This window comes from Streptomyces amakusaensis (genome assembly GCF_039532665.1).
Classification (GTDB): Bacteria; Actinomycetota; Actinomycetes; order Streptomycetales; family Streptomycetaceae; genus Streptomyces; species Streptomyces amakusaensis.
In genome coordinates, this window is sequence record NZ_BAAASB010000001.1 from 196,840 (window position 1) to 222,921 (window position 26,082).

The 26,082-nt window shown below is 72.1% G+C and carries 25 protein-coding genes and 1 tRNA gene; 13 read left to right on the plus strand and 13 right to left on the minus strand.

The genetic code is table 11. The features are described 5' to 3' along the window. Both ABD371_RS00835 and ABD371_RS00840 read right to left on the minus strand, forming a co-directional pair. A complete protein-coding gene (locus ABD371_RS00835; RefSeq protein ID WP_344471496.1) occupies positions 1-879 on the minus strand; it encodes an SDR family oxidoreductase in 879 nt (292 codons plus the stop codon). After that, the gene (locus ABD371_RS00840; RefSeq protein WP_344471498.1) at positions 876-2,399 is read right to left on the minus strand and encodes a flavin-containing monooxygenase; all 1,524 of its coding nucleotides are present in this window, start codon (positions 2,397-2,399) and stop codon (positions 876-878) included. Before ABD371_RS00840 ends, ABD371_RS00835 begins: the two co-directional genes overlap by 4 nt. A gap of 153 nt (positions 2,400-2,552) precedes the next feature. On the opposite strand from ABD371_RS00840, the gene ABD371_RS00845 reads away from it, so the two are divergent. Beyond that, on the plus strand, positions 2,553-3,188 hold the full coding sequence (locus tag ABD371_RS00845) for a MerR family transcriptional regulator (protein ID WP_381735323.1): 636 nt from the start codon (positions 2,553-2,555) through the stop codon (positions 3,186-3,188). 185 nt (positions 3,189-3,373) lie between these two features. Next, positions 3,374-4,153, plus strand: coding sequence for a calcium-binding protein (locus ABD371_RS00850; protein ID WP_344471502.1), 780 nt, complete (start codon positions 3,374-3,376; stop codon positions 4,151-4,153). A gap of 17 nt (positions 4,154-4,170) precedes the next feature. On the opposite strand, the gene ABD371_RS00855 is transcribed toward ABD371_RS00850, so the two are convergent. Continuing rightward, positions 4,171-4,968 (minus strand): exodeoxyribonuclease III, encoded by a 798-nt coding sequence (locus tag ABD371_RS00855; RefSeq protein ID WP_344471504.1) that lies wholly within the window; start codon positions 4,966-4,968, stop codon positions 4,171-4,173. Positions 4,969-5,031: 63 nt separating this feature from the next. Between ABD371_RS00855 and ABD371_RS00860 the strand changes: the two genes are divergently transcribed. Then, positions 5,032-5,517, plus strand: coding sequence for a GNAT family N-acetyltransferase (locus ABD371_RS00860; RefSeq protein WP_344471508.1), 486 nt, complete (start codon positions 5,032-5,034; stop codon positions 5,515-5,517). A 135-nt stretch (positions 5,518-5,652) separates the two neighbouring features. Here ABD371_RS00860 and ABD371_RS00865 read toward each other — a convergent pair. The 7 genes from ABD371_RS00865 to galU all read right to left on the minus strand — a co-directional run bounded on the left by ABD371_RS00865 (position 5,653) and on the right by galU (position 11,013). Further along, positions 5,653-5,726: transfer RNA gene (locus tag ABD371_RS00865), tRNA-Ala, on the minus strand. 93 nt (positions 5,727-5,819) lie between these two features. Next, complete coding sequence (gene sepX, locus ABD371_RS00870) at positions 5,820-6,935, minus strand: divisome protein SepX/GlpR (protein WP_344471510.1); 1,116 nt, start codon at positions 6,933-6,935, stop codon at positions 5,820-5,822. Between the two features lie 117 nt (positions 6,936-7,052). After that, positions 7,053-7,667: a GNAT family N-acetyltransferase gene (locus tag ABD371_RS00875; RefSeq protein ID WP_344471512.1), complete on the minus strand. Its 615-nt coding sequence runs from the start codon at positions 7,665-7,667 to the stop codon at positions 7,053-7,055. A gap of 14 nt (positions 7,668-7,681) precedes the next feature. Continuing rightward, positions 7,682-8,242, minus strand: coding sequence for a MogA/MoaB family molybdenum cofactor biosynthesis protein (locus ABD371_RS00880; RefSeq protein ID WP_344471514.1), 561 nt, complete (start codon positions 8,240-8,242; stop codon positions 7,682-7,684). Beyond that, positions 8,239-8,718: a cyclic pyranopterin monophosphate synthase MoaC gene (gene moaC, locus ABD371_RS00885; protein WP_344471516.1), complete on the minus strand. Its 480-nt coding sequence runs from the start codon at positions 8,716-8,718 to the stop codon at positions 8,239-8,241. Before moaC ends, ABD371_RS00880 begins: the two co-directional genes overlap by 4 nt. A gap of 82 nt (positions 8,719-8,800) precedes the next feature. Then, entirely contained in the window at positions 8,801-10,105 is a 1,305-nt protein-coding gene (gene glp / locus ABD371_RS00890) for a molybdotransferase-like divisome protein Glp (protein WP_344471518.1), read from the minus strand. A gap of 5 nt (positions 10,106-10,110) precedes the next feature. After that, positions 10,111-11,013 (minus strand): UTP--glucose-1-phosphate uridylyltransferase GalU, encoded by a 903-nt coding sequence (gene galU, locus ABD371_RS00895; RefSeq protein ID WP_344471520.1) that lies wholly within the window; start codon positions 11,011-11,013, stop codon positions 10,111-10,113. Positions 11,014-11,117: 104 nt separating this feature from the next. Here galU and ABD371_RS00900 point away from each other — a divergent pair, with 104 nt between their 5' ends. After that, complete coding sequence (locus ABD371_RS00900) at positions 11,118-11,705, plus strand: 5-formyltetrahydrofolate cyclo-ligase (protein ID WP_381734871.1); 588 nt, start codon at positions 11,118-11,120, stop codon at positions 11,703-11,705. Here the strand turns inward: ABD371_RS00900 and ABD371_RS00905 are convergent. After that, a complete protein-coding gene (locus ABD371_RS00905; RefSeq protein WP_344471525.1) occupies positions 11,689-14,550 on the minus strand; it encodes a penicillin acylase family protein in 2,862 nt (953 codons plus the stop codon). The two genes, ABD371_RS00900 and ABD371_RS00905, sit on opposite strands and share 17 nt — an antisense overlap. A gap of 312 nt (positions 14,551-14,862) precedes the next feature. Between ABD371_RS00905 and ABD371_RS00910 the strand changes: the two genes are divergently transcribed. The 6 genes from ABD371_RS00910 to mscL all read left to right on the plus strand — a co-directional run bounded on the left by ABD371_RS00910 (position 14,863) and on the right by mscL (position 20,705). Beyond that, on the plus strand, positions 14,863-16,305 hold the full coding sequence (locus ABD371_RS00910) for a potassium/proton antiporter (RefSeq protein ID WP_381734868.1): 1,443 nt from the start codon (positions 14,863-14,865) through the stop codon (positions 16,303-16,305). 237 nt (positions 16,306-16,542) lie between these two features. Further along, complete coding sequence (locus tag ABD371_RS00915) at positions 16,543-17,841, plus strand: MFS transporter (RefSeq protein ID WP_344471527.1); 1,299 nt, start codon at positions 16,543-16,545, stop codon at positions 17,839-17,841. 69 nt (positions 17,842-17,910) lie between these two features. Beyond that, the gene (locus ABD371_RS00920; RefSeq protein ID WP_344471529.1) at positions 17,911-18,270 is read left to right on the plus strand and encodes an FmdB family zinc ribbon protein; all 360 of its coding nucleotides are present in this window, start codon (positions 17,911-17,913) and stop codon (positions 18,268-18,270) included. Positions 18,271-18,405: 135 nt separating this feature from the next. Then, positions 18,406-19,257: an S-methyl-5'-thioadenosine phosphorylase gene (locus ABD371_RS00925; protein ID WP_344471531.1), complete on the plus strand. Its 852-nt coding sequence runs from the start codon at positions 18,406-18,408 to the stop codon at positions 19,255-19,257. Between the two features lie 185 nt (positions 19,258-19,442). Next, positions 19,443-20,015 (plus strand): RcpC/CpaB family pilus assembly protein, encoded by a 573-nt coding sequence (locus ABD371_RS00930; RefSeq protein ID WP_344471532.1) that lies wholly within the window; start codon positions 19,443-19,445, stop codon positions 20,013-20,015. Positions 20,016-20,171: 156 nt separating this feature from the next. Continuing rightward, entirely contained in the window at positions 20,172-20,705 is a 534-nt protein-coding gene (gene mscL, locus ABD371_RS00935; RefSeq protein WP_344471533.1) for a large conductance mechanosensitive channel protein MscL, read from the plus strand. A 34-nt stretch (positions 20,706-20,739) separates the two neighbouring features. Here the strand turns inward: mscL and ABD371_RS00940 are convergent, their stop codons facing one another. Continuing rightward, the gene (locus tag ABD371_RS00940; RefSeq protein ID WP_344471534.1) at positions 20,740-20,946 is read right to left on the minus strand and encodes a hypothetical protein; all 207 of its coding nucleotides are present in this window, start codon (positions 20,944-20,946) and stop codon (positions 20,740-20,742) included. Positions 20,947-21,086: 140 nt separating this feature from the next. On the opposite strand from ABD371_RS00940, the gene ABD371_RS00945 reads away from it, so the two are divergent. From ABD371_RS00945 to ABD371_RS00955, 3 genes are all read left to right on the plus strand, one after another. Beyond that, the gene (locus ABD371_RS00945) at positions 21,087-22,352 is read left to right on the plus strand and encodes a low temperature requirement protein A (protein ID WP_344471535.1); all 1,266 of its coding nucleotides are present in this window, start codon (positions 21,087-21,089) and stop codon (positions 22,350-22,352) included. A gap of 50 nt (positions 22,353-22,402) precedes the next feature. Continuing rightward, a complete protein-coding gene (locus ABD371_RS00950; RefSeq protein WP_344471536.1) occupies positions 22,403-23,455 on the plus strand; it encodes a P1 family peptidase in 1,053 nt (350 codons plus the stop codon). 144 nt (positions 23,456-23,599) lie between these two features. Continuing rightward, complete coding sequence (locus tag ABD371_RS00955; protein ID WP_344471538.1) at positions 23,600-24,454, plus strand: DUF6227 family protein; 855 nt, start codon at positions 23,600-23,602, stop codon at positions 24,452-24,454. A 16-nt stretch (positions 24,455-24,470) separates the two neighbouring features. Here the strand turns inward: ABD371_RS00955 and ABD371_RS00960 are convergent, their stop codons facing one another. Further along, positions 24,471-26,045 (minus strand): MFS transporter, encoded by a 1,575-nt coding sequence (locus ABD371_RS00960; protein ID WP_344471540.1) that lies wholly within the window; start codon positions 26,043-26,045, stop codon positions 24,471-24,473. Positions 26,046-26,082 lie beyond the last annotated feature (37 nt).

A 26,082-nucleotide genomic window follows, 5' to 3' on the forward strand; every position in this document is an offset into this window, starting at 1 on the left:
TCACCCGGGCTCGCGCGCCGCCTCGTCCGCCGCGCCGCCCGGGCCGACGAGGCGCTGGGAGACGTCCGCGACCCGGGGCCCGAGGCGGGCCATCTCGCGTCGGCCCGCCGCCGCGACCAGCGGCGGCAGCAGCCCCCGTACCGCCTGGGTGGAGCGCAGCCAGCGCTGCCCGTAGACATGCGCGGAGCGGCGCTCGATCCCCGCCACGATCCGGTCGACGGCGGGGCCCGCCGGATAGGTGCGGTTCGCGGGCCAGGGCAGCCGTGCGCGTGTCTCGCGCATCACCTCGTCCCGGTCGGCCCCGCGCACCATGTCGGTGTCCGTCCAGGACAGATACGCCACCCCGACCCGTACGCCCCGGTGGGCGACCTCGGCGCGCAGGCCGTGGGCGAAGGCCTCGACCCCGGACTTGGAGGCGCAGTACGCGCTCATCAGCGGCGCGGGGACGATCGCCGCCAGCGAGGCGATCTGGAGGAAGTACCCCCGGCTCTCGGTCAGCACCGGCAGAAAGGCCCGTCCGGTGATCGCGCTCCCGATCAGATTGACCTCGATCACCCGCCGCCAGGAGGCCGGGTCGGAGTCGGCGAAGGGGCCGCCGGAGGCCACCCCGGCGTTGGCGACGACGATGTCGGCCTTGCCGAAGCGCGCCTTGACCTCGGAGGCCACCCGGGCCATCGCCTCGTGATCGGTCACATCCGCCTGCCACCAGTCGTTCTCGGTGTAGAGCCGGCCGCCGACCCGCTTCAGCTCCTCGGGCTCCAGGCCCACCAGCGCCACCCGGGCCCCACGCGCGGAGAGCTTGCGGGCGAGGAGTTCGCCGACCCCCCTGGCCGCGCCGGTGATCACCGCGACCTGTCCGTCGAGCCGCTGCCGCCTCATACGGCCTCCTCCACCGAGGTCGCTGTCACTGCCGCCGGCGCGCGCAGCACCTCGTACTCCGCGAGGTCGACCCGCCGGGTGACCCGGCGGAACTCGGCGGTCGTCCCCGGCCAGAGCGTGGTGTTGCGGCCGCTCGCGTCGAGGTACCAGCTGGCGCAGCCCCCGGTGTTCCAGACGGTCCGCCGCATCCGCTCCTGGATCCCCCGGTTCCACGCCTCGACGGCGGCCGGGCGGGCGGCGAGCGCGGTGCGTCCGCCGAGGGTGTTCAGCTGGCGCAGATAGTCGGCCAGATAGTTCAGCTGGGACTCGATCATGAGGATCATCGAGGAGTTCCCCAGGCCGGTGTTGGGGCCGATGATCGTCATCCAGTTGGGGAACCCGGCGGCGGTCGCGCCGCGCAGCGAGCGCATGCCGTCCTTCCAGGACTCCGCGAGGGTGATCCCGTCCGCGCCGACGACGCGTTCGGCGATGGGCAGATCGGTGACCCGGAACCCGGTGCCGAAGACGATCACGTCCGCCTCGGTCTCGGTGCCGTCGGCGGCGATCAGCGTCGAGCCCCTGACCTCGGCGAGCCCGGACGTCACCACGTCCACATTGGGCCGGGCGACGGCCGGGTAGTAGTCGCTGGAGAGCAGGATCCGCTTGCAGCCGATGCGGTACGAGGGGGTCAGCGCGGCCCGCAGCGCCGGGTCCTTCACCGACTTGGCGAGATTCGCGCGGGCCATGGCCTCCACCGGGGCGAGCCGGCCGGGCGACCTGGTGAAGGCGGAGACCTGGAGCTCGCGCAGCGCCCAGAGCGCTCCGCGCCGTACCGAGGTGGTGAACGGCAGCCGGCGGTGCAGCCAGCGCTCGGCCCCGGTGATCCGCCGGTCCATCTTGGACAGCACCCACGGCGGGGTCCGCTGGAACAGCGTCAGCCGCGCCGCCTCCGGCTGGATCCTGGGCACGATCTGGATCGCGGACGCCCCGGTGCCGATCATCGCGACGCGCTTGCCGCGCAGCTCACGGCCGCTTTCCCAGCGGGCGGTGTGGAAGACCTCGCCGGGGAAGGAGTCGAGGCCGGGGATCTCGGGGATCTTCGGGTCGGAGAGCGGGCCGGTGGCGGAGACCACCACATCGGCCGTGTAGTCGCCCCCGCTGGTCTCGATCGTCCAGCGCAGCTGGTCCTTGTCCCAGGTCATCTTCCGTACGTCGTGGCCCAGCCGCAGATGCGGGCGGAGCCCGAAGACATCGGTGACATGCTCCAGATAGGCGCGGATGTGCCGCTGTCCGGAGAAGGTGCGGGGCCAGTCGGGGTTGGGGGCGAAGGAGAACGAGTAGAGGTGCGAGGGCACGTCGCAGGCGCACCCCGGGTAGCTGTTGTCGCGCCAGGTGCCGCCGACGGAGCCGGCCCGCTCCAGGACGACGAAGTCGGTGATCCCCTCGCGGCGGAGCCGGACGGCGGCCCCGAGACCGCCGAAGCCGGATCCGACGACCGCGACCCTCACATGCTGTTGGTGCTCCTGTTCCCGCCGGCTCATGCCGCCTCCCACCGAAAGCCACAACCCTGCCAGCGATCACTGGCACAGTTGGGAGCGTAGAGCAGCGGGCTACCGTGCGGTAGGGCCAGGACACGCCAAGTTACTGGCGGTACAACATAGGCTTCGCCCGTGGCAGAGGGACGCGAGTACCGCATGGAGGAGCTGGCCGACAAGGCCGGCATCACGGTGCGCACCCTGCGCTTCTACCGTGAGCGCGGACTGCTTCCGCCGCCCCGGCGCGAGGGCCGGATCGCCTGGTACGACGATCACCATCTGGCCCGGCTGCGCACGATCTCCGCCCTGCTGGAGCGCGGGCACACCCTGAACGGCATCGCCGATCTGGCGACCGTGTTCGAGAGCGGCCGGGACGCCGCCGAGATGCTGGGCCTCCGCCCCGGCGGGCCGACGGAGGAGGTCCCGGTCCGGCTCACCCCCGAGGAGCTGGCCGACCGCTTCGCGGGCGAGGCCACCCCGGAGAATCTGGCGACCGCGCTGGAGCTGGGGTATCTCGCCCCGGACGGCGACGAGATCGTGCACATCAGCCGCCGGCTGCTGGACGTCTCCGCCGCGCTGGTCCGCGAGGGGGTGCCGCTCTCGGCCGTACTGGAGGCGGCCCGCCGGGTGCGCGTCCACGCCGACGCGCTGGCCGAGCTGTTCACCGAGGTCCTCGGCGCGCACGCGCCGGAGGCGGGCGCGGCCGGCCGGCTCCGGCCGCTGGCGAAGAGCGTGGTGGAGGCGGAGCTGTCGATGGCGCTGGACCGCAGACTCCGGCCGAACGGTCCCGGCTGACCCCGCCCGGCCCCGTCCGACCCCCCACCCGGCCCCAGCGGCCTCGCGGATGCGCACCCGCAACAGCGGTTTGGTCTAGACCAAGCGGGGTACGCTCCCGAGACCGGCGCTTGGCATGCCCATGCCCATATCCGCACTTAGTGCCAGGTCGACCCATCGATCACCCCACATCGAGACGAGGTCCCATGAACCGACACGAAGCGACCGCCCGCGCGGTCGCCGTGACCCTGCTCGCCACCGGTCTCGCCGCCGGCCTCACCGCCGCCCCGGCCGCCGCAGCGGCCCCCGCCGCGAAGTCCCGCGTCAACGCCGACTGGGCGACCCAGTCGATCCTCTTCACCGACACCTCGGGCCAGGTCAACGACCTCCATGTCATCCCCATGGACACCGGCTCCGGCATCCGGCGGATCGGCTTCCGCGACGCGGTCCCGCTCGCCCCCGGTGAGCACTGTTCGTACCTCGAACCCGGCGATCAGACCTTCGTCGTCTGCGAACTGCCCACCGGCGCCGCCCGGCCGGACCGGATCGACGTCCTCCTCGGCGAGGGCGACGACACGATCGTCACCAGCGACCCCGCGGTCTCCACCGTCCGGGGCGGCCCCGGGAACGACACCCTGCACGCCCACAGCGCGCACACCGTGCGGGGCGACGCCGGGGACGACATGGTCATGGGCCACTCGGTCCTGGACGGCGGCGACGGCATGGACCATCTGATGGGCGACGACAGCGGCCAGCGGCTGTGGGGCGGCCGGGGCCACGACATGATCGAGGCGTACGGCGGCGCGGACGTCATCCACGCCGGGCCCGGCGACGACCACGCCATGGGCGGCGACGGCCGCGACATCATCCTCGGCGGCACCGGCGACGACACCCTGCACGGCGAGGGCGGCGACGACCTGCTCGACGGCGGCCCCGGGAAGGACACCCTCGAAGGCGGCCCGGGCCGCGACATCATCCTCCGGTAGGCGCGGCGCTCAGGCCCTCAGGGGCCGTAGACCACCGTCACGGGCGCGTGGTCGCTCCACCGCTCCTCGTGCGTCGCCGCCCGCTCGACCGATGCCTTGATCACGCGCGCGGCCAGCCCCGGCGAGGCCATCTGGTAGTCGATCCGCCAGCCCGAGTCATTGTCGAAGGCCCGGCCCCGGTAGGACCACCAGCTGTACGGACCCTCCTGGTCCGGGTGGAGCGCCCGCACCACGTCCACGTACTCCGCCTCTTCGAGCACGCGCGAGAGCCACGCGCGCTCCTCCGGCAGGAAGCCCGCGTTCTTCTTGTTGGCGCGCCAGTTCTTCAGGTCCGCCTCGTGGTGGGCGATGTTCCAGTCGCCGCAGACGACGACCTCCCGGCCGGCCGCCGCCGAGCGCTCCCGCAGCTCGCGCAGATACGGCAGGAACTCGTCCATGAAGCGGTACTTCTCGTCCTGGCGCTCGGTGCCCACCTCCCCGGAGGGCAGATAGAGGCTGGCGACGGTGACACCGGGCAGATCGGCCTCGATGTACCGCCCGCTCCCGTCGAACTCGGCCGAGCCGAACCCGATCCGCACCTCGTCCGGCTCCCGCCGGGTGTACAGCGAGACGCCCGCCCGCCCCTTCGCCGCCGCCGGAGCGTGCGCCGTGAACCACCCCTCGGGCCGCCGCACGCCCTCCGGAAGCTGCTCCGGCTCGGCCCGCACCTCCTGGAGGCAGACGACCTCGGCGGCCGTCCCCGCGAGCCACTCCACGAAGCCCTTCTTCGCGGCGGCGCGGAGACCATTCACATTCACTGAAGTCACGGTGAGCATCCCGGCACGATACCCAGGACCGACGCGAAGGCCCACATTTCCGGTACCCGTACGATCGACCGCATGGATGTACGACCCACCCCGTTCGACCACCCCGACGCCGTCAAGCTCAGCGACCAGGTACTGCTCGAATACATCGAGCGGTACGGGGACGGGGAGGGCGACGAGACCCCCCTGAGCCCGTCGATGTTCGCTCCCCCCAGTGGGCTGTATCTCATCGCCTACGACGACGAGGACCACCCGGTGGCGACCGGCGGCTGGCGCGCCCTGGACGAGAACGAAGAGGGCTACTCCGACGGCGACGCCGAGCTGAAGCGCATGTACGTCATCCCCGAGGCCCGCGGCCTCGGCCTCGCCCGCCGCATCCTCACCGCCCTCGAACAGGACGCCCGCGCGGCCGGCCGCAGCCGCATGGTGCTGGAGACCGGTGACCAGCAGCCGGAGGCGATAGCCCTCTACACCTCCACCGGTTACCTCCCCGCCCCGAAGAAGTTCGGCCACTACCGCGAGCACGAGAGCAGCCGCTGCTTCGTCAAGCCCCTGATCTGACCCGCGCCCGCCGGGCCCCTCCGGGCCCGGCCGTGGTGCGCTCCGGATCCTGAAACGACGGAATCCCGCCCGATCTTGACGATCGGACGGGATTCCGTCGGCGATTCCGGGGCGAACCCTGGAACCGTTGCGTTGTGGACCTGTGGGGATTTGAACCCCAGACCCCCTCGATGCGAACGAGGTGCGCTACCAGACTGCGCCACAGGCCCTTGCAACGAGTGAAACTCTAGCACCCTCCCCGGGGTGGTTGGAAATCCGCTCCCCCGCTGGTCACGACCCGTCCCCGGCGGCCGGGCGGGAGGTCACTCGTTGGCGGCGCGGGGGCGGTCGTCGCCGTCGGCGTACTGGTCGAAGAGGGGGGTGCGGCCCCGGTCGCGGGCGGTGCGGCGGGGCTGGGGGGTGGTGCGGCGGGGGTGGGCGGGCGGGTCGGCGACGGGGTCGGGGTGGGCGGTGGTGGGGTCGGCCGTGGAGGAGCGGGCCGAGCTCCAGGTCTCCGGGTCGTTCATGTCGACGCCGCCGGTGGCGCGGGGGGCGACCGGGGCGGTGACATAGGTCGGGAGCGGGACCGGGACCGGCTCCCAGCTGTCGCCCGTGGCCGGGCCGCGGTCGCGCTGCTGGTCGACCCACTCGGCGTGGTCGGTCTGCTCGACCAGCGCCCGGCGGTCCGCCGCCTGCGGGGAGAGCTTGGCCGGCGCGGGCTCGGGGCCCGCCTCGGGCTCGGCGGCGGCCGAGGGGTCGGCGGGACCGGCGGGCGGGGCCTGGTGGCGGCGCGGGCGGTTCTCCCGGAGCCGCTGGGCCGCCTGCTCGGCGCGGCGGCGGTCCATGACCACCACGAAGCGCCGGCGCTCCTGGCCGCGCAGATGCACGATGTACACGCTCAGCAGGACGGCGGGGAGCGCGGGGGCCCAGAGGAGGCCGAGGCCGCCGACGGCCGCCACGACCGAGCCGAGGGTGAAGGCCAGGAAGAGCAGGATGGTCGTACGCCGACGGCGGGCCAGCACCTTGCCGCGCCGGGCCCGCTCGGTGGCCGCGCCGTCGCCGGGGGCGGGTCGGCGGCCCCGGGGAGCCCTGGCCTGCGGGGCCGGGGCCTGAAGCTGGGGCTGGGCCGGCGGGGCCTGGGCGGCCGGCCGGACATCGGTCCGGGGCGCGGCGAAGCCCCGGACGTCCACGGTACTCAGCCGGTCCGTGGCGGCGTCCGGGTCGGCGTCGGGACCGGGCTGCTCCCCGGCGCGCTCCCGCAGCTCCTTGGCGTACCGGCGCTCCATCGCCCCGCGTCCGGACAACAGCCGGATGGCGGTGGAGAAGCGCTCTGTCGGACGAGCCTCGTTCAACTCGTCCTGCCTGCGGAGCCACATCGGCACCAGGTAGGCGGCCCAGGCCCCGACGATGACTGCGTAGATGAGGCCGCTGCTGCTCACGGTCACACCGTAGAGGGATTCCGGCGGCAGGATCCGCCAATTGGCCCGGTGTGTCGCGCGATCCCGCTAATATCACTGACTTTTTTTCTGATTGTTCCGATCAGAGTATGGTCAGGATCACTCTCGGTCGGGGTGCGTGGCCCGGGGGCCCACCCGCTGCCAGCGGCGGAGCAGCCCGTCGGGGACCTCCTCGGCGGTCAGCGCGAAGACCAGATGGTCCCTCCATGCGCCGTCGATGTGCAGATACCGGGGGCGCAGCCCCTCCTCGCGGAAGCCGAGTTTCTCGACCACCCGGCGGCTGGGCCCGTTCTCCGGACGGATGCAGACCTCCATCCGGTGCAGCCCGACCGAGTGGAAGCAGTGGTCGACGGCGAGCGCGACGGCCGTGGGCATCACGCCGCGGCCCGCGACCTCGCGGTCGACCCAGTAGCCGACATGGCCCGAGCACATGGAGCCCCAGGTGATGCCGGCCACGGTCAACTGGCCCACCAGCCGTCCCCGGTACTCGATGACGAAGGGCAGCATCCGGCCCGCGTTGGCCTCGGCGCGCAGATGGCGGACCATCTGGCGGTAGGTGGGCCGGCGCGAGGCCGGGACGCCCGGGACGGGCGGCGGGACCGTCGCCTCCCAGGGGCGCAGCCAGTCGCGGTTGCGGCGGTTGACCTCGCGCCAGGCGCGCTGGTCGCGCAGCTTTATCGGACGGAGGACGATCTCGCCGTCCGTCAGCACCACCGGCCAGGGCGCGTTCAGCTCGGGCTCCCGGCGGCTCGTGGCGGACGGCCGCCCTGCTCCGCGTGGCCGCCGGGATCGCCGGGGCCGCCGGGATCGGCATGGTCGCCGCCGTGGATCTGGTCGATCGCGTGCAGCAGCAGCGGTTCGAGCACGGCCAGGCCGTCCCGTACCCCGCCGGTGGAGCCGGGGAGATTGACGATCAGGGTGTGGCCGGCGATTCCGGCCAGGCCCCGGGAGAGGGCGGCGGCCGGGACCTTGGCCAGGCCGTGGGCGCGGATCGCCTCGGGGATGCCGGGGATCTCGCGGTCCAGTACGGCGCGGGTCGCCTCGGGGGTGCGGTCGGTGGGGGAGAGGCCGGTGCCACCGGTGGTGACGATCAGGTCGTAGCCGGCGCTCACGCCCGTACGCAGGGCCTGTTCGACGGGGTCCCCGTCGGGGACGACGCGCGGCCCGTCGACGGTGAGGCCGAGGGCGGTCAGGCCCTGGGCGACGAGCGGGCCGCCCCGGTCCTCGTAGACCCCGGCGGAGGCCCGGTTGGATGCGGTGATCACCAGCGCGCGGCGGGCGGTGGTCATGCGCGGCTCCAGTCCCCGGACCGGCCGCCCGACTTGGCCTCGACGCGGACGTCGGTGATGACGGCGGCCCTGTCGACCGCCTTCACCATGTCCACGAGGGTGAGCGCGGCGACCGAGACGGCGGTGAGGGCCTCCATCTCGACCCCCGTGCGGTCGGTGGTGCGCACCGTGGCGGCGATCTCCACCGCGTCGTCGGCGACCGTGAGATCGACCGTGACGCCGGAGACCGCCAGCGGATGGCAGAGCGGAATCAGCTCGGGGGTGCGCTTGGCCCCCATGATCCCGGCGATCCGGGCGGTGGAGAGCGCGTCGCCCTTGGGGACGCCGTCGCCGCGCAGCAGCTCCACCACCCGGGGGGAGACCAGGACCCGGCCGGTGGCCCGGGCGGTGCGTGCGGTGACGTCCTTCTCGGAGACATCCACCATGCGGGCCGCCCCCGCATCGTCGATGTGCGTCAGCCTGCCGTCGGTGCTCATGTCTTGGTCGCCGCTCCCGGTCCGGGCCATCGGGGCCGCCAGGGCCCATGTGGGCAGACACGGTACCTTCCCGGCGGCGGCGTCAGCCGAGGAGGACCACTTCGACCTCCGTGCCGGGCTCGGCCGACTCGACCTCCTCCGGGAGCACGATCAGACAGTCGGCGTGGGCGAGGGCGGCGACCAGATGGGAGCCGGAGCCGCCCACGGGGGCGACGGAGCCGTCCGCCGGGTCGTGGGCGCCGCGCAGGAACTGCCGGCGGCCCGGGATCGAGGTGAGGGCCTTGTCGGTCTTCAGCTCGGCGCGCACCCGGGGGCGGTGGATGTCCGTCAGACCCATCAGGGTGCGGATCGCGGGGCGGACGAACAGCTCGAAGGAGACGTAGGAGGAGACCGGGTTGCCGGGCAGGGCGAGCAGCGGGATGTGGTCGGGGCCGATGGTGCCGAAGCCCTGGGGCTTGCCGGGCTGCATGGCCAGGGTGCGGAAGTCGATCCCGGTGCCGGGCTCGTCCTCCCCCTCGCCGACGGAGCCGAGGGCCTCCTTGACGACGTCGTACGCGCCGACGCTGACGCCGCCGGTGGTGACCAGCAGATCGGCGCGAATCAGCTGGTCCTCGATGGTGGAGCGCAGGGTGTCGGCGTCGTCGGTGACCGCGCCGACCCGGTAGGCGAGCGCGCCCGCGTCGCGCGCGGCGGCGGCCAGGGCATGGCTGTTGGAGTCGTAGATCTGGCCCTCGCCGAGGCTCTCGCCGGGCTGCACCAGCTCGCTGCCGGTGGAGAGCACGACGACGCGCGGCCGGGGCCGCACCCGGACCGTGCCCCGGCCGATCGCGGCGAGCAGGCCGAGCTGCGGCGGGCCGAGCACGGTGCCCCGGGCGAGGGCCAGCTCCCCGGCCTTCACATCGCTGCCGCGCGAGCGGATGTGCGCGCCCTCGGCGGCGGCGCGGTGGACGCGGACCTCGCCGCTCGCGTCCTCGGGGGCCTGGCCGGCCGGGCGCATCGCGGTGGCGGCTCCGCCGCCGCTGCCGCCGTCGGTCCACTCGACGGGGACGACGGCCTCGGCCCCGGGCGGCAGCGGCGCGCCGGTCATGATGCGGGCGGCCTGGCCCGGCCCCACGGTGAGCGGCTCGCCGGCGCCGGCCGCGACGTCGCCGATGACGGTGAGGACGGCGGGGAACTCCTCGCTCGCCCCCTGGACATCGGCGACGCGGACCGCGTACCCGTCCATGGAGCTGTTGTCGAAGGGCGGCAGGGCGACGGGGACGGTGACGTCCTCGACGAGGACGCAGCCCTGCGCGTCCATCAGTTGCAGTTCGATCGGATCCAGTGGGCGGATCGTCGCGAGGATGTCCTCCAGGTGGTCGTCCACCGACCAGATCGCGCTGCTCACCGTCGTTACATCTCCTCGGTCACATACGTCTGGAGCCAACCCCGGAACTCGGGTCCCAGGTCCTCACGTTCGCATGCGAGTCTGACAATGGCCCGCAGATAGTCGCCCCGGTCGCCGGTGTCGTAGCGGCGGCCCTTGAAGACGACGCCGTGGACCGGGCCGCCGATCGTCTCGTCGGCGGCCAGCTTCTCCAGGGCGTCGGTCAGCTGGATCTCATTGCCCCGGCCGGGCTCGGTCTCCCGGAGTATGGCGAAGACGGCGGGGTCCAGGACGTAGCGGCCGATGATGGCGAGATTGCTCGGGGCCTCGGCGGCGGAGGGCTTCTCGACCAGCCGGGTCACCCGGACGACGTCGGACTCGCCGGTGGCCTCGACGGCGGCGCAGCCGTAGAGATGGATCTGCTCGGGCTCGACCTCCATGAGGGCGATGACGCTGCCGCCCTCGCGCTCCTGGATCTCGACCATGCGCGCGAGCAGCGGGTCGCGCGGGTCGATCAGGTCGTCGCCGAGGAGGACGGCGAAGGGCTGGTCGCCGACGTGCGGGGCGGCGCAGAGGACGGCGTGGCCGAGGCCGCGCGGGTCGCCCTGGCGCACATAGTGCATGGTGGCGAGGTCGCTGGACTCCTGGACCTTCTTCAGGCGCTCCTCGTCCCCCTTGCGGGTCAGCGCCTCCTCCAGCTCGTAGTTGCGGTCGAAGTGGTCTTCGAGCGGGCGCTTGTTGCGGCCCGTGACCATGAGCACGTCGGAGAGGCCGGCGGCGACCGCCTCCTCCACGACGTACTGGATCGCGGGCTTGTCGACGACAGGCAGCATCTCCTTGGGAGTGGCTTTGGTGGCAGGCAGGAAGCGCGTGCCGAGGCCGGCGGCGGGGATGACCGCCTTGCTGATCCTGGTGTTCGACTCATTCATGTTCAGCACAATATCCGGTGACCGGGGAGGCGGAGCGGGCATCGGACAAGCCCTCCGTCCCGAGCCACGACAGGAGAGGCCTTTCATCCCCCATGGGCGAAGAAATGACCACAAAGCGCGCCATTCGGAGTGAACTGCTCGCCGCACGGCGCCGGCTCACCCCCGAGCTGCTGAAGGAGGCCGACGCCGCCTTCGCGCACCGGGCGGCGCGGCTGGAGGAGTTGTCGGGCGCGGCCACCGTCGCCGCCTATGTCTCGGTGGGGAGCGAGCCGGGCACCCGCGCGCTGATCGACGCGCTGCGCGCCCGGGGCGTACGCGTGCTGCTGCCGGTCCTGATGGCCGACGACGATCTCGACTGGGGCGAGTACCGGGGCGCCGAGCACCTCGTCGCCGCCGGGCGCGGGCTGCTGGAGCCGGACGGGCCCCGGCTGGGCCCGGACGCGGTGCTCGCCGCCGGGGCCGTGCTGCTGCCCGGGCTCGCGGTGGACGGCCGGGGGATGCGGCTGGGGCGCGGGGGCGGCTCGTACGACCGGGTGCTCGCGCGGCTCGCGGCCCATGGCGCGCACCCGGCGCTGGTGGTGCTGCTGTACGCGAACGAGGTGGTCGCGCGGGTCCCGGAGGAGCCGCACGACCACCCCGTACAGGCTGTGGTCACCCCCGAGGGGGTGCGCCGGTTTACGGCTTCAGCGTGAGTGTGTCGACGGTGTTGGTCTCGACCGCTTCCTCGGTGAAGGACCAGTCGAGGAGTTCGCCCTCGGCCCACTTGTCGGTCTGATCCGTGTAGTGCGCGCTGTAGGCGTGCCCGGACGCGCCGGTCAGATTGATCCAGTCGGACTTGTCCCAGTCGCCCACGTTCACCACCATCCGCATGGACGGCACCCAGACGACGTCGTAGCCGGCGGCAGCGTTCCAGCCGGTGGCGTTGACGGTGGCCTCGCCGCCGCCGAGGTCCCAGGGGCCCCGGTTGAGCAGGAACTTCAGGACGCCGGGGCCGTCCGTGCCGAGGGTCTGGTTCTTCAGCTTCAGCTGGTGCAGCCTGCCCCAGCTCCAGCTGTCGATGTCCTTGCCCAGCTCGGCCGTCAGCTCCCAGCGGGCGTCCTCCATGGCCCGTGCGAACAGCTCGTCACGGGTGTCGGCGGCCTTGTCGGAGCGGGTGGCGGGCGCGCGCCACCACGGGTTCTTCTCGTCCTCGACGATGCCGCGCACCACCTCGAACCAGCGGTCGCCGCCGTCCGGCTGCGCCGAGTCCGCGTCGCGCTCGCCGCACTCGATGACCCGCTCGCTCAGCTCGTCGTCCGGAACGGTGCTGTCCGCCGGGCGGACGCTCAGGCACTCGCCCTCCACCCGCAGCTCCTTGGGGAGCTTGTTGCCGAAGGCGAGCTTGAGGATGTTGCGCCACACACCGTTGAAGTAGGCGGCGGCGGCCGAGTCCGGCTCCTGGGTGTAGTCCCAGGTCTCCAGCAGCTTCTGGGCCTCGCGGACATACGGGTCGTCGATGTCGATCTTCAGCAGATGCGGGGTCAGCAGCTTCGCGATCTCGCTCGCGTTGTCCATCTGCATCGTCCGCATGTCCTCGGTGGAGATCTTGCCGCCACCCTTGATCTTGGACTCGATGAGGTTGTTGAGCCGCTGGCTGCGCGCGCCGTATCCGTAGTCCTCGGTGATGGCGTACGGGTACTTGTCGGCGTCCACGACGGCCTGGTTGGCGGTGACGATGAAGCCGCGCTTCGGGTTCAGCTCGTACGGCATCTCGTCGAAGGGGATGTAGTCCTCCCAGCGGTACTTCGGGTCCCAGCCGGGCGCGGGGGCGGAGCCGTCGCCCGTCGCGCGCCTCGGGATCTTGCCGGGGGCCTGGTAGCCGATGTTGTTCTCGCTGTCGGCGTAGATCAGGTTCTGGGAGGGGACCTCGAAGTCCTTGGCCGCCTTGCGGAAGGAGGCGAAGTCGTTCGCGCGGTTGAGCGCGAAGACCGCGTCCATCGACTTGCCGGGCTGGAGGGCCGTCCACTGGAGCGCGACGCCGTAGCCGGTCGCGCGGTCCGGGGCGGCGTTGGAGACCGGGGCCTTCTGGCCGACCTGCGCCAGTTCGGTGCTGCGGTCGGAGACCAGCGGGCCGTGCTCGGTGGCGCGGACCGTGATGGGCTTCGGCTTGCCGCCCGCGACCTCGATGACCTCCTTGCGGGTGATGAGCTTCTTCTGCTCGTCACCGACCTGGTAGGTGTTGCCGGTGAGCTTCTCCAGGTAGAGATCGGTCACGTCCGCGCCGAGGTTGGTGAAGCCCCAGGCGATGTCCTTGTTGTGTCCGATGATCACACCGGGCATTCCGGAGAAGGTGAATCCGGCGGTCTGGTACTGGCAGGACTCGCTGACCTTCCGGCAGTGCAGGCCCATCTGGTACCAGAGCGAGGGCAGCTGGGGGGCGAGGTGCGGGTCGTTGGCGAGCAGCGGCTTGCCGGTCGTCGTGTACTCGCCGGAGACGACCCAGGAGTTGGAGCCGATGCCGTTGCCGCTGGGGCCCAGCAGGGCGGGGATGGTGTCGAGGGTGTCGGCGAGCGCGGCGAGCTGGGTGTTGAGGCCCTGGGTGGCGTCGGCGGGGGTGCCGGCCGTCCCGGTGCCTGTACCGGTCCCGGTCCCGGTCCCTGTGCCAGTCCCCGTACCGGTGCCCGTGCCTGTGCCCGTACCGGTGCCGGTCCCTGTACCCGTACCGGTGCCCGTGCCCGTCGCCGATCCGACCGGTGCGGTCTGGCCGTTGGCGGTGCCCGACGGCGCGGCCTCCGGGTCGAACTTCCCGGTGACCGGGTCGATCCCGCCGCGTTCCATGATCGGCTTGTTCCTGTCGTACGGATACGCCGGGTACAGCTCCTTGATCTGCTTCTTGCTCAGCCTGCTGGTGAGCAGCGAGCGGTCGATCTCCTCCTCCATGTTGCCCCGGAGGTCCCACGCCATCGCCTTGAGCCAGGCCACCGAGTCGACCGGCGTCCACGGCTCGGGCTTGTAGTCGTTGGTGAAGGCGAGCGCCGCGTACTCGACGGAGAGGTCCTTCGCGCCCTTGCCCGCGAGATACGCGTTGACACCGGCCGCGTACGCCTTGAGGTGGTTCTTCGTCTCGGGCGTCAGCTTCTCGTCGTATTCCTTCTGAGCGACGCCGCGCCAGTCGAGCGTACGCAGGAACGCGTCCGTCTCGACCTGGCTCTCGCCGAACATCTCGGAGAGCCGTCCCGCCGTCATATGACGGCGTACGTCCATCTCCCAGAAGCGGTCCTGGGCGTGGACGAAGCCCTGAGCGCGGAAGAGATCCTCGTCGGTGTCCGCGTAGATCTGCGGAATGCCGTAGTCGTCGCGCTTCACCTCGACCTCGCCGCGCAGGCCTTCGATCTCTATCGTGCCGGTGGTCTGCGGGAAGGAGGCGCGCACGGTGCTGACACCCCAGTACCCGCCGTATCCGATGCCGCCGAGCAGCGCCAGTACCAGGAAGATCACAAGCAGGCGGGCGCGTCGCCCCTTCTTCTTGGGGGAAGAGGCGGTTTTTTTGGAGGGCATCGCTGTCCTTCGAGGCGCAGGCTGGTACAGGAGTGCTGGAGCCAACCATAGGCGCAGCGCCCCACCGCCCCTGACGCGGTATCCGAAAGCGATACGGCGGCCGAGCGCGCGGGACCCCTGTTCACGGGGCGGACACACGACTGTCCGCGGAGAAGATCCACACAGGATCGGGCGTCAAGGAAACGTTAAAGATTAGGTAAGGTAACGAAGTGTCGCCGCCCGGATCAGCGATCCGGCACGTAGAGGCGCGAGGGGAAGGATCGGCCACTGACTGTCCACCAGCTCAACGAACTCCTGCTCATCTGCTCGCTCGTGCTGCTCATCGCCGTCGCGGCGGTACGCGTCTCCTCGCGCAGCGGGCTCCCCAGCCTGCTGCTGTATCTCGGCATCGGGATCGCGATAGGGCAGGACGGTTTCTTCGACGTCGAGTTCAACAACGCCGAACTGACGCAGGTGATCGGCTATGCCGCGCTTGTGGTGATCCTCGCCGAGGGCGGACTGGGCACCAAGTGGCACGAGGTCAAACCCGCGCTGCCCGCGGCCGTCGCGCTCTCGACCGCCGGCGTCGCGATCAGTGTGGGCATCACCGCGTCCGCCGCGCACTATCTGGTCGGCCTGGAGTGGCGGCAGGCGCTCATCATCGGCGCCGTGGTGTCCTCGACGGACGCGGCCGCGGTCTTCTCCGTACTGCGCAAGGTGCCGCTGCCGTCCAGGGTGACGGGTGTGCTGGAGGCCGAGTCCGGGTTCAACGACGCCCCGGTGGTCATCCTGGTGGTGGCCTTCTCGGCGGCCGGTCCGGTGGACGACTGGTACGTCCTGGTCGGCACGATCGCGCTGGAACTCGCCATCGGCGCGGCCGTCGGCCTCGCGGCCGGATTCCTCGGCGCGTTCGGACTGCGGCATGTGGCGCTGCCCGCCTCGGGCCTGTACCCGATCGCCGTGATGGCGATCGCGGTGGTGGCGTACGCCGCCGGGGCCATGGCCCACGGCAGCGGATTCCTCGCCGTCTACCTCGCCGCCATGGTGCTCGGCAACGCCAAGCTGCCGCACGCCCCGGCCAATCGGGGCTTCGCCGAGGGACTGGGCTGGATCGCCCAGATCGGGATGTTCGTCCTGCTCGGTCTGCTGGTGACGCCGCACGAGCTGGTGGACGACTTCTGGCCGGCGGTGACGGTGGGGCTGGTGCTGACCATGGTGGCGCGGCCGGTGTCGGTCGTCCTCAGCCTGCTGCCGTTCCGCATCCCCCGGCGGGAGCAGGTGCTGCTCTCCTGGGCGGGGCTGCGCGGGGCGGTGCCCATCATCCTGGCCACCATCCCCATGGTGGCCGGGGTCGAGGGCAGCGACCGGATCTTCAACATCGTCTTCGTCCTGGTCGTCGTCTACACCCTGCTCCAGGGCCCCACCCTGCCCTGGCTGGCCAAGTCCCTGAAGATCGGCCCCGGCGACCCGTCCGACCTGGGCGTGGAGTCCGCGCCGCTGGAGCGGCTGCGCGGGCATCTGCTCTCGGTCTCGATCCCCGGCGAGTCCAAGATGCACGGCGTCGAGGTCGCGGAGCTGCGGCTGCCGCCGGGGGCGGCGGTCACCCTCGTCGTCCGCGACGAGAAGAGCTTCGTCCCGCTGCCGGCCACCGTGCTGCGCCGGGGCGACGAGCTGCTCGTCGTCGCCACCGACCCCGTACGCGACGCCGCCGAGAAACGCCTCCGGGCCGTCGCCCACGGCGGCAAGCTCGCGGGCTGGCTGGGCACGGGGCAGTGACCCCCTCCGCCGTCCTGGCCGGCCGGGCCCGGCCGGTCAGGACGGCAGGCCGGGGCTCCCTGTAATATGAGCGGGTATTGATCGACCACCTCTGCCTGACGCAGAGCTGGCGCGACCGTATGGCGGCCGAATCGTCCCCCCAGGACCCGGTATCTACCGCAGTCCCGCGCGTAGAGGACAGCTCTCGGCCTCCCCGTACCCCCGGGGACGTCACCAGGCGGCAGAAAGGCACGGGCCGTGGCATCCACGGTCACGAAAGACCCCCGCCCCGGGTACGGACAGCTGCTCCGCACCCCCGGCGCCTGGACCTTCCTGCTTCCGGGCTTCGCCGCCCGACAGCCCTTCGCGATGCTCACCATCGGCATCGTGCTGCTGGTCCAGCACACCACCGGCTCCTACGGCAGCGCCGGAGCCGTCGCCGCCGCGACCGGTGTCTCGATGGCCCTGTTCGCCCCGCAGAGCGGCAAGCTCGCCGACCGCTTCGGCCAGCGCGCCGTCCTGCTCCCCGGTGTGCTCATCCACACCGTGTCCGTATCGGCCCTGACCGCCCTGGCGCTCGCGGACGCCCCCCTGTGGGCCCTGTTCGTCGCGGCGGTGCCGACGGGTGCCTCCGTACCGCAGATAGGCCCGATGGTCCGCGCCCGCTGGGCCGCGAAGCTGGACGGTTCGCCGCTGATGCCGACGGCCGCGGCCTTCGAGTCGGTGACGGACGAGTTCACCTTCGTCGTCGGACCGGTCCTCGCCACCGCGCTCTGCGCCGGTGTCCACCCCGCGGCCGGCCTGATCGCCGAAGCGGCCCTGACCCTGGTCGGCGGTCTGCTCTTCGCCGCGCAGAAGCGCACCCAGCCGAAGGTGCTGCCGCGGGGCTCCGCCGACGGCTCCGGCCCCCGGGTCTCGGCGCTCTCGATACCGGGCGTACGCGTCCTGGTGATCGCCTTCCTCGGCATCGGCTCGGTCTTCGGCGGCATGCAGGTCTCGCTGACCGCCTTCAGCGAGGAGATCGGCAACCCGAGCGTCAACGGGCTGCTGTACGGGATCTTCGCGGCGGGCAACATGCTCGCGGGCGTCGCCTGCGGCGCCATCGCCTGGAAGAGCGGCCCGCGACGCAGAGTGGTGATCGGTTACGTGGGGCTCACCCTGGCCGCGTCCGGGCTCTGGGCGGTCCACTCGGTCGCCCTGCTCGCGGCGCTCGGTCTGCTGGTCGGGCTCTGCATCGCCCCCGCGCTGATCGGCGGCTACACCCTGGTGGAGTCGCTGGTGCCGGCCTCGGCCCGTACCGAGGCCTTCACCTGGCTGACGGGAGCGGTGGCTCTCGGCCAGGCGGCGGCCGTCACGGCGGCCGGACAGCTCGCCGACGCCAAGGGCGCGAGCGCGGGTTTCGTGGTGCCGCTCGTGGGCACCGTACTGGCTCTGATCACGCTTCTGACCTTGCGTTCCCGGCTTTCGCCGCAGGGCGGCGGGGGCCAGGGCGGGGGCTTGATCGCCGCCCGTGGGGCGAGTGGGATGGATCACCGAGAGCCGGTGGCGGTGGACTGACGCAGCGGAATACGTCACTATGGACCGTCGTTAGCACTCATTGAGTCAGAGTGCCAGGAGGAAGACACAGTGCCGACCTACCAGTATCAGTGCACCGAATGCGGCGAGGGCCTCGAGGCGGTGCAGAAGTTCACCGATGACGCCCTGACCGTGTGCCCGAATTGCGAGGGACGCCTGAAGAAGGTGTTCTCGGCAGTCGGCATTGTCTTCAAGGGCTCCGGCTTCTACCGCAACGACAGCAGGGGCTCCTCGTCGAGCAGCACGCCTGCCGCGTCGTCCACGTCGAAGTCGTCCGACACGAAGTCGTCGTCGTCCGACGCGAAGGCGTCCGCGTCCTCGTCGTCCGCGTCCTCTTCTTCATCGACCTCGTCCTCATCTTCGTCGTCGTCGAGTTCCACGGGTTCCGGCGGCAGCAGCTCCGCCGCCTGATTCCGGCTCTTCTTCTTCACCGGTCTTCACCGATTTCCGCCGAGGGCCCCGCCGTTCCACACGGCGGGGCCCTCGGCGCATCCGTCCCCGCTCCGTCCCCATGGGCCTCTTCCGCGCGTCGATAGTGTGCTCGGCATGACTGACGTGGACGTGGACATGAACGCGGAGATCGGTGTCATCGGCGGCTCGGGTTTCTACTCCTTCCTGGAGGACGTGACCGAGGTCGAGATCGACACCCCTTACGGCAGCCCCAGCGACTCCCTCTTCTTCGGCGAGGTGGCCGGGCGGCGGGTGGCCTTCCTCCCCCGGCACGGCCGCTCCCACCGGATCCCGCCGCACCGCATCAACTACCGGGCCAATCTGTGGGCCCTGCGCTCGGTGGGGGTGCGGCAGGTGCTCGGGCCGTGCGCGGTGGGCGGGCTGCGGCCCGAGTACGGGCCGGGGACGCTGCTCGTGCCCGATCAGCTGGTGGACCGGACGAAGACCAGGGCGCAGACGTACTTCGACGGGGAGCCCAGGGCCGACGGCGTTGTCCCCAATGTGGTGCACACCACCTTCGCCGATCCGTACTGCCCGACCGGCCGGGCCGTGGCGCTGAAGGCGGCGCGGGGGCGCGACTGGGAGCCGGTGGACGGCGGAACGATGGTCGTCATAGAGGGGCCGCGGTTCTCCACCCGGGCCGAATCGCGCTGGCACGCGGCGGCGGGCTGGTCGGTGGTGGGCATGACCGGGCATCCGGAGGCGGTCCTCGCCCGTGAGCTGGCGCTCTGCTACACCTCGCTGTCGCTGGTCACCGACCTGGACGCGGGGACGGAGACCGGCGAGGGGGTCTCGCACACGGAGGTGATGCGGGTCTTCGGCGAGAAGGTGGGGGAGCTGCGGAAGGTGCTCTTCGACGCGGTGGGGGCGCTGCCGGCGACCGGGGAGCGGGATTGTCTGTGCGTGAGCGTTCACGACGGGTGGAAGCTGGGGCTGGAGCTGCCCTGACGGCTGCTCTGACGGCTGTCCTGGCCGCTGCTCGGAGCTCGTCCGGGTGAGGGAGTTGTCCACAGGCCGTGGGCCGTCCACAGGCTTCGACGGGATCGGGGCGGACGGCGCATCGTGAAGGGGCGAGGTTCCGGCCGGTGACGGCGGCCGGGACACCCTCTCCATGACGGGCGGTGCGGGTACCGATGTCGTTCCCTTCTTCCTCTGCGTCCTCCTCCGGCTCTTCCTCTCCCGCGGGGGTCCCGGAGTTCGCGCCGATCCGGGTCCGGGGCGGGGCGCACCGGCTGCGCCGGGCGGTCGGGAGACGGCGGCGGGCGCTGGCGGCCGGGGTCGCGCTGACGGCGGCGGCGCTGGCCGCGTCGGCTCCCCGTGGCGCTGACGGCGGGAGTGCCGGGGCCGGGACCGGGCGGGCCGTTCCGGACGGGGCGGGCGGCGGGGAGCGGGTCTCACGGAGGCCCGTGGTCCACGCGCTGGTGTCGGCCCCGGTGCGGATCGCCGACGCGGCGACGGTCCGGCTGCTGCGTCCTGGCGACCGGGTGGATGTGATCGCGATGCCCCTCCCTCCGCCGCCGCGCTCGGACCGGGCCGATCAGCCCGGGGCCCGGGTGGTGGCGACGGGGGTGCGGGTGGCCGGGGTGCCGAGGGCGGCCGGTCCGGCCGACGGCGGCGCGCTGGTGATGCTCTCCGTGCCGCGCGCCGTCGCGGCCGAACTGGCCGCCGCGAGCGCGGCGGGCGCTCTGGCGGTGACCCTGTGCTGAGCCGTCGGCCGGGAGTGGAAAGGGCGTTCACTCGTACTGACGTACCGACGCGTCACCTCTTCGTACCCGTGGAGTGGACAGCGCGCCCCGGCCTTGCCGTAGGTTGCGGGGGGTTTTGTTCCGTCCCCTGTACGAGATGCGAAGAAAGGCTCACTTGTGAGCGAGAAGAAGGTCAGCGTTCTGGAGGGCTTCAAGGCCTTCCTGATGCGCGGCAATGTGATCGACCTGGCGGTGGCCGTCGTCATCGGCGCGGCGTTCACCTCAGTGGTGAACTCCGTGGTGAAGGGCATCATCAACCCGCTGGTCGGCGCGTTCGGCACCAAGGATCTCGACGCCTACAGCTCCTGCCTCAAGGGCACCTGCAAGGTGGTGAACGGCGAGGTCGACGGCATCAAGATCCTTTGGGGTTCCGTCCTCGGGGCCATTCTGACCTTCCTGATCACCGCCGCCGTCGTCTACTTCCTGATGGTGCTGCCCATGTCGAAGTACCTGGCGCGCAAGGCGGCCAGGGACGCGGCGAAGGAAGGCACCAAGGAGGTCGTGGAGCTGTCCGAGCTGGAGGTGCTCAAGGAGATCCGGGACGCGCTGGTGGCGCAGTCCCGGGGCGGCTCGGCCCTCGGATCGGGCACTGGCTTCGGCAGCGGTCCCGGCTCCGGGCCCGGTACGGAATCCGGGCCCGGCAGGCTGTAGCGAGGACGGGGCCCGACGCCGGGAGGGCCCGCGCTCAGAGGTGGTGGGGCGGCTTCTCGTCGAGGAAGCGCGCCAAGTCGTCGGCGGAGCCGCCGCTCGCGGCGGGCCGCTCGCCCCATCCCCGGTCCGTATCGTCCGAGGACTGCTGGTCCAGCGGATCGTCGAAGTCGATCCTCGGCGCGGCGGGCCGCTGTCGGGAAGGCTTCGCGTCTCGCGGTCCGGGGGCGGGGGCGGTGCTCATGTCTCCAGGGTACGGCGGCGGTGCCCGGCGCTCCCCCGCCCCGGGTCCCGGCCCGGGGCCGAAGGGCCGGGCGGATGGGACGTCACCCGGCGGGCGCGCGTCCCGCCGCCCGGCGGCGGGGTCTCTGCTGTTCTGGACCCATGACGCGCTCAGGCAGCTCAGACGCCCCGGAGAACGCGGGGGACCCGGACCCGGCGCACGGGCCCGGCACCGCGGCGGACACCGCGGCGGACGGCTACGAGCCACTGCGGCGGATGGCTCCCCGCAGCCGGGACGAGGCGCATCGCGCGGCCACCCCGCTGGAGCTCTTCTTCGACCTGTGCTTCGTGGTCGCGGTCGCCCAGGCCAGTGCGCAGCTCGTCCACTCGCTCGCCGAGGGCCGCCCCGCCACCGGCTTCGTCGGCTACTGCTTCGTCTTCTTCGGCGTGTGGTGGGCCTGGATGAACTTCACCTGGTTCGCCTCGGCGTACGACTGCGACGACGTCCCCTACCGGATCGCGACCCTCGTCCAGATCGCGGGCGTCCTCGTCTACGCGGCCGGGATCCCCCGGGCCTTCAACGAGAACGAGTGGACCGTCGCGGTCGCCGGCTATCTGATCATGCGGCTGGCGCTGACGAGTCAGTGGCTGCGGGCGGCCTCGGCGGAGCGGGGCCGGGCCAGGACGGTCGCGCTGAGATATGTCGCCGGGATCACGCTCTGCCAGGCGGGCTGGGTGGCCCTGCTGTTCGCGCCGCAGGGCTGGCGGCACTGGCTGTTCCCGATCGTGCTCGTGGCCGAGCTGCTGGTCCCGCCGTTCGCCGAGCGGCACCGGGAGACACCGTGGCACGCGCACCACATCGTGGAGCGGTACGGGCTGTTCACCCTGATCGTGCTGGGCGAGACGATGGCGGCGAGCACGGTCGCCGTGCAGTCGGCGCTGGACGAGCACAAGGCGGTCGCCGAGCTGCTGCCCGTCGCCGCCGGCGGGCTGCTGATCGTCTTCTCGGCGTGGTGGATCTACTTCGCCGTGCCGGCGCACGAACGGCTGATCTCCAACCGGCAGGCGCTGCCCTGGGGCTACGGCCATGTGCTGATCTTCGGCTCGGCGGCGGCGATCGGGGCGGGCATGGAGGTGGCCGTCGAGCACGGGGCCGGGGTCGCGCACATCTCCTCGTTCGCGGCGGGAGCCTCCGTCACGGTGCCCACGGCCGTGTTCCTGCTGACCGTCTGGCTGCTGCACGCCCGGCACTTCAAGCACGGCACGGCCCAGCAGCTGCTTCTCCCGCTGGCGGCGGCGGCGACCCTCGGATGCACCCTCGCGGGCGGCTGGGCGGTGTTCGCGGCCGGGCTGGTCGCCGCGGCCACCGTCGCGGCCGGGGTGGCCCTCGGCCGGCGCTCGCGGGAGCCGCTGCCCGTACGGGCGTAATGGGCCCGCGCGGACCGGCCCCGGGGCCCGGCCGTGATACGCAGGGAGGCATGAACGACTGGGCGGGGCCGCCGGGCGGGAACGACGCGTTGACGGATGTGGCCGGGCTGCGCGTCGGGCACGCGCGGGTGCCGGGCGAGCGGGCGCTGAGCGGTACGACGGTCGTCCTCGCGCCGGAGGGCGGGGCGGTGGCCGCCGTGGATGTGCGCGGCGGCGGTCCGGGCACCCGGGAGACCGACGCGCTCGACCCGCGCAATCTGGTGGAGCGGATCGAGGCGGTCGTCCTGACCGGCGGCAGCGCCTACGGGCTGGACTCGGCGAGCGGGGTGATGGCCTGGCTGGAGGAGCGGGGGCGGGGGGTGCCGGTCGGCGGCCCCGGGCAGGTGGTGCCGGTGGTGCCCGCCGCCTGCCTCTTCGACCTGGGGCGCGGCGGCCAGTGGCGGGCCCGGCCCGACGCGGCCACCGGGCGGGCCGCGATCGAGGACGCGGCGCGCGGAGGGCTCGGCGCGCCGGTGGCGATGGGGAACACGGGCGCGGGGACGGGCGCGGTGGCCGGCGGTCTGAAGGGAGGGGTGGGGACGGCGAGCCTGTTCCTGCCGGGCCCGGGCATCACCGTCGCGGCCCTGGTGGCCGTCAACGCGGTGGGGTCGGTGGTCGATCCGCTCACGGGGGTGCTGTACGGGAGGTACTTCGAGGGCGCCGTACGCCCTCCCGGCCCGGCGGTGCGCGCGCGGGCGGCCCGGAGGCTGGCGGAGGCGGTGGCGGCGAGCGGTCCGCAGCCGCTGAACACCACACTCGCGGTGGTCGGCACCGATGCCGCGCTCACCCGGGCCCAGGCGCGGAAGCTCGCGGGCACGGCGCACGACGGCATCGCGCGCGCCGTGCGCCCGGCGCATCTCCTGAACGACGGCGACACCGTCTTCGCCCTCGCCACCGGGGCCGTGGAGATGGCCGCCGGAAACCCGCTCGCGCTCAACGATGTGCTGGCGGCGGGCGCGGACTGCGTCAGCCGCGCCATCGTGAAGGCGGTCCTGGCGGCCGAGAGCGTGAGCGGCCCCGGCGGGGTTTTCCCCTCGTACCGGGAGCTGTACGACATCAACTGATCCCTGGGCCATGCCCGTTGACACGAAGCGGGGAACTTCACAAAGACTTGCTTCGTTTTTCGCAACGAGGGGACGAGTTGCAAGAACAAGAGGCTACTTTTAGCAATCAACGAGTTACTTGTGGCGACGGCCTGGAGACCCACCTTGAACGATCCGCATGAGACGACCGAGGCACACCTCAAGCGACTCCTGGGCCGGGCGCTCAACTCCTTCGACCTGCCCGACACCACGGTCGAACGACTGGACTCGGCACTGGCTCACGCGAGTTCGCTGCACTCCTCGCACGACAGCGGCTCGCTGGACCGCGCCACCTACCGGCACGCCTATCTGCTGAGCGACGGCAGCGCGCTCACGCTGTGGGAGCTGGTGCACAGCACCGGCCCCCGGGGCGGTGTCGAGCAGCACGAGCTGTACACGGAGGAGTCCGAGGTGCGCCTCGCCGCGTCCCGGCTCCCGGCGGGGTTCCCCGGCTTCGCCGACACGGACGAGCCCGGCGGCATCGCGCCGTCCCCGTTCCCTCCGCCCTGCGGCGCGGACGACGGGCCCTCCTGGCCCTCCGGCCGGCCGGAGGCGGTCCGCCCGGGGCCGACGGGCCCGTCCGGCGATCCCGACGCGGACTTCGCGCTGCTCGCCGATCTGATCGCCGCGCCTCCGGCGGCGCTCCCCCGGATGTACGCGCCGGACGATTCGGCGGACCACGCCCGCCGGGTCCTGCGCCGCGCGGAGAACGCGGACCGGCCGGGCGAGAAGACGGCCCGGCTGCTGCGCGCCTCCTTCGCCCACCACATCACCCAGGTCTCCGCCCGGCAGTGCCTGGTGGGCGGCAAGGACGCCGGGTTCACGCTCTACGAGCACGCGTTCCTGCTGCTGGACGGAGCCGAGATCAGTCTGTGGGAGGTGGAGCACACCGCCACCCCCGACGGCCGCCACATGTGCGAGGTGTACACCTCGGAGCACACCGCGCGCGAAGCCATGGAGCTGCGCGCGCGGGTGCGATGAGGTCTTTCGGCGGGGGTCAGTGCGTCAGCACCGGCTCCCGGTGCGCCTCGGGCTCGGTGGGATCGGCGGGCCCGGCGGCCTCCGGCTTCGGCCCGGGCCGGGCGGGCAGCGCGAACATCACCAGGAAGATCACCACGAGTACGGCGACCACCCAGGACAGGGAGTTCTGGAAGGCGTCCGCGAAAGCCTTGCCGACCGCTTCCGGCACCCCTGCCCCGGCGCCCGCGCCGGCCCCCGAGTGCTCCGAGATCCCGTCGCCGGTCGAGCCGCTCATCGAGCCGAAGAAGACCACCGAGACCAGGCCGAGGCCGAGCGCGTTGCCGGTCTGACCCATCGTGTTGATCAGCCCGGAGGCGGAGCCCGCGTGCTCGCGCGGCACCTCGGAGAGGACCGCGTCGGTCAGCGGGGCCACGATGAGCCCCATGCCCACTCCCATGACGATCAGCGGGGCCACCATCTGCCAGGAGCTGATCCCGGTGCCGTAGTGCCCGGCCGCCCAGATGTAGAGCAGGACGCCCGCGGCCATCGTCAGCGCGCCCGCCTGGAGCACCTTCCGTCCAAAGCGCGGCACCAGCTTCTGCACGGACACACCCGCCGCGGCCGACACCGCGATGGAGAACGGGACGCCCGTCAGCCCGGCCCGCAGCGGGGTCCAGCCCAGCCCTATCTGCATGTACAAGGTCCACACCAGGAAGAACACCCCGAGGGCGACGCCGAAGACGAGCTGTACCGCGATACCGGCGGCGAAGCTCTTCACCTTGAACAGCTCCAGCTCGACCAGCGGCGAGCCGTCCTTGCGCGTCTTGTGCCGCTCGTACGCCACGAACGCGGTCAGCACCACCAGGCTGCCCGCCATGCACAGATGTCCCCACAGCGGCCAGTCCAGCTCACGGCCCCGGGTCAGCGGGTAGATCAGCATCAGCAGGGCCGTGGTGACCATCAGCACACCGATCAGGTCCAGCTTGAGCGCCTTGGGCGCACGGGACTCGGTGATGTACTTCCGGCCGAGGATCAGACCGGCGATGCCCACCGGCAGATTGATGAGGAAGATGGGCCGCCACTCCAGGCCGAAGAGGTTCCACTGGGTCAGCAGCGCGCCGAGCAGCGGCCCGGAGACCGCGCCCAGGCCGACGATCGCGCCGAACAGGCCGAAGACCTTGCCCCGCTCATGCGCCGGGAAGGTGGCGTGAACGATCGACAGCACCTGCGGCACCATCAGCGCGGCCATCGCGCCCTGGAGGATCCGGGAGCCGACCAGCATCTCCGAACTCGCGGCGAAGCCGCCGAGCGCGGAGGCGAGGGTGAAACCGGCGATGCCGATGAGGAAGATCCGCTTACGGCCGTAGATGTCACCGAGCCGACCGCCCGTGATCAGACCGGCCGCGAAGGCGAGCGCGTAACCGGCGGTGATCCACTGAATCTCGCTGAAGGAGGTGCCGAGGTCCCGCTCGATGCTGGGGATCGCGATGTTCACGATGGTGACATCGACCAGGTCCATGAACGCGGCGGTCATGACGATGGCGAGGGCGATCCAGCGGCGGCTGTCCGAGGTGCCGCCCGCTGGGACGGGCTGTTGGCTCTGTTGGCTCATGGGGAAGACATTAAGTGGGTTCTAGGCCAGAACATGT

Bases quoted from the DNA above. Each gene is read 5' to 3' on its own strand.
- ABD371_RS00835 (WP_344471496.1), bottom strand. From the start codon at position 879: ATGAGGCGGCAGCGGCTCGACGGACAGGTCGCGGTGATCACCGGCGCG.
- ABD371_RS00840 (WP_344471498.1), bottom strand. From the start codon at position 2,399: ATGAGCCGGCGGGAACAGGAGCACCAACAGCATGTGAGGGTCGCGGTC.
- ABD371_RS00845 (WP_381735323.1), top strand. From the start codon at position 2,553: ATGGAGGAGCTGGCCGACAAGGCCGGCATCACGGTGCGCACCCTGCGC.
- ABD371_RS00850 (WP_344471502.1), top strand. From the start codon at position 3,374: ATGAACCGACACGAAGCGACCGCCCGCGCGGTCGCCGTGACCCTGCTC.
- ABD371_RS00855 (WP_344471504.1), bottom strand. From the start codon at position 4,968: ATGCTCACCGTGACTTCAGTGAATGTGAATGGTCTCCGCGCCGCCGCG.
- ABD371_RS00860 (WP_344471508.1), top strand. From the start codon at position 5,032: ATGGATGTACGACCCACCCCGTTCGACCACCCCGACGCCGTCAAGCTC.
- ABD371_RS00880 (WP_344471514.1), bottom strand. From the start codon at position 8,242: ATGACCACCGCCCGCCGCGCGCTGGTGATCACCGCATCCAACCGGGCC.
- moaC (WP_344471516.1), bottom strand. From the start codon at position 8,718: ATGAGCACCGACGGCAGGCTGACGCACATCGACGATGCGGGGGCGGCC.
- galU (WP_344471520.1), bottom strand. From the start codon at position 11,013: ATGAATGAGTCGAACACCAGGATCAGCAAGGCGGTCATCCCCGCCGCC.
- ABD371_RS00900 (WP_381734871.1), top strand. From the start codon at position 11,118: ATGACCACAAAGCGCGCCATTCGGAGTGAACTGCTCGCCGCACGGCGC.
- ABD371_RS00905 (WP_344471525.1), bottom strand. From the start codon at position 14,550: ATGCCCTCCAAAAAAACCGCCTCTTCCCCCAAGAAGAAGGGGCGACGC.
- ABD371_RS00925 (WP_344471531.1), top strand. From the start codon at position 18,406: ATGACTGACGTGGACGTGGACATGAACGCGGAGATCGGTGTCATCGGC.
- ABD371_RS00930 (WP_344471532.1), top strand. From the start codon at position 19,443: ATGTCGTTCCCTTCTTCCTCTGCGTCCTCCTCCGGCTCTTCCTCTCCC.
- ABD371_RS00940 (WP_344471534.1), bottom strand. From the start codon at position 20,946: ATGAGCACCGCCCCCGCCCCCGGACCGCGAGACGCGAAGCCTTCCCGA.
- ABD371_RS00945 (WP_344471535.1), top strand. From the start codon at position 21,087: ATGACGCGCTCAGGCAGCTCAGACGCCCCGGAGAACGCGGGGGACCCG.
- ABD371_RS00950 (WP_344471536.1), top strand. From the start codon at position 22,403: ATGAACGACTGGGCGGGGCCGCCGGGCGGGAACGACGCGTTGACGGAT.
- ABD371_RS00960 (WP_344471540.1), bottom strand. From the start codon at position 26,045: ATGAGCCAACAGAGCCAACAGCCCGTCCCAGCGGGCGGCACCTCGGAC.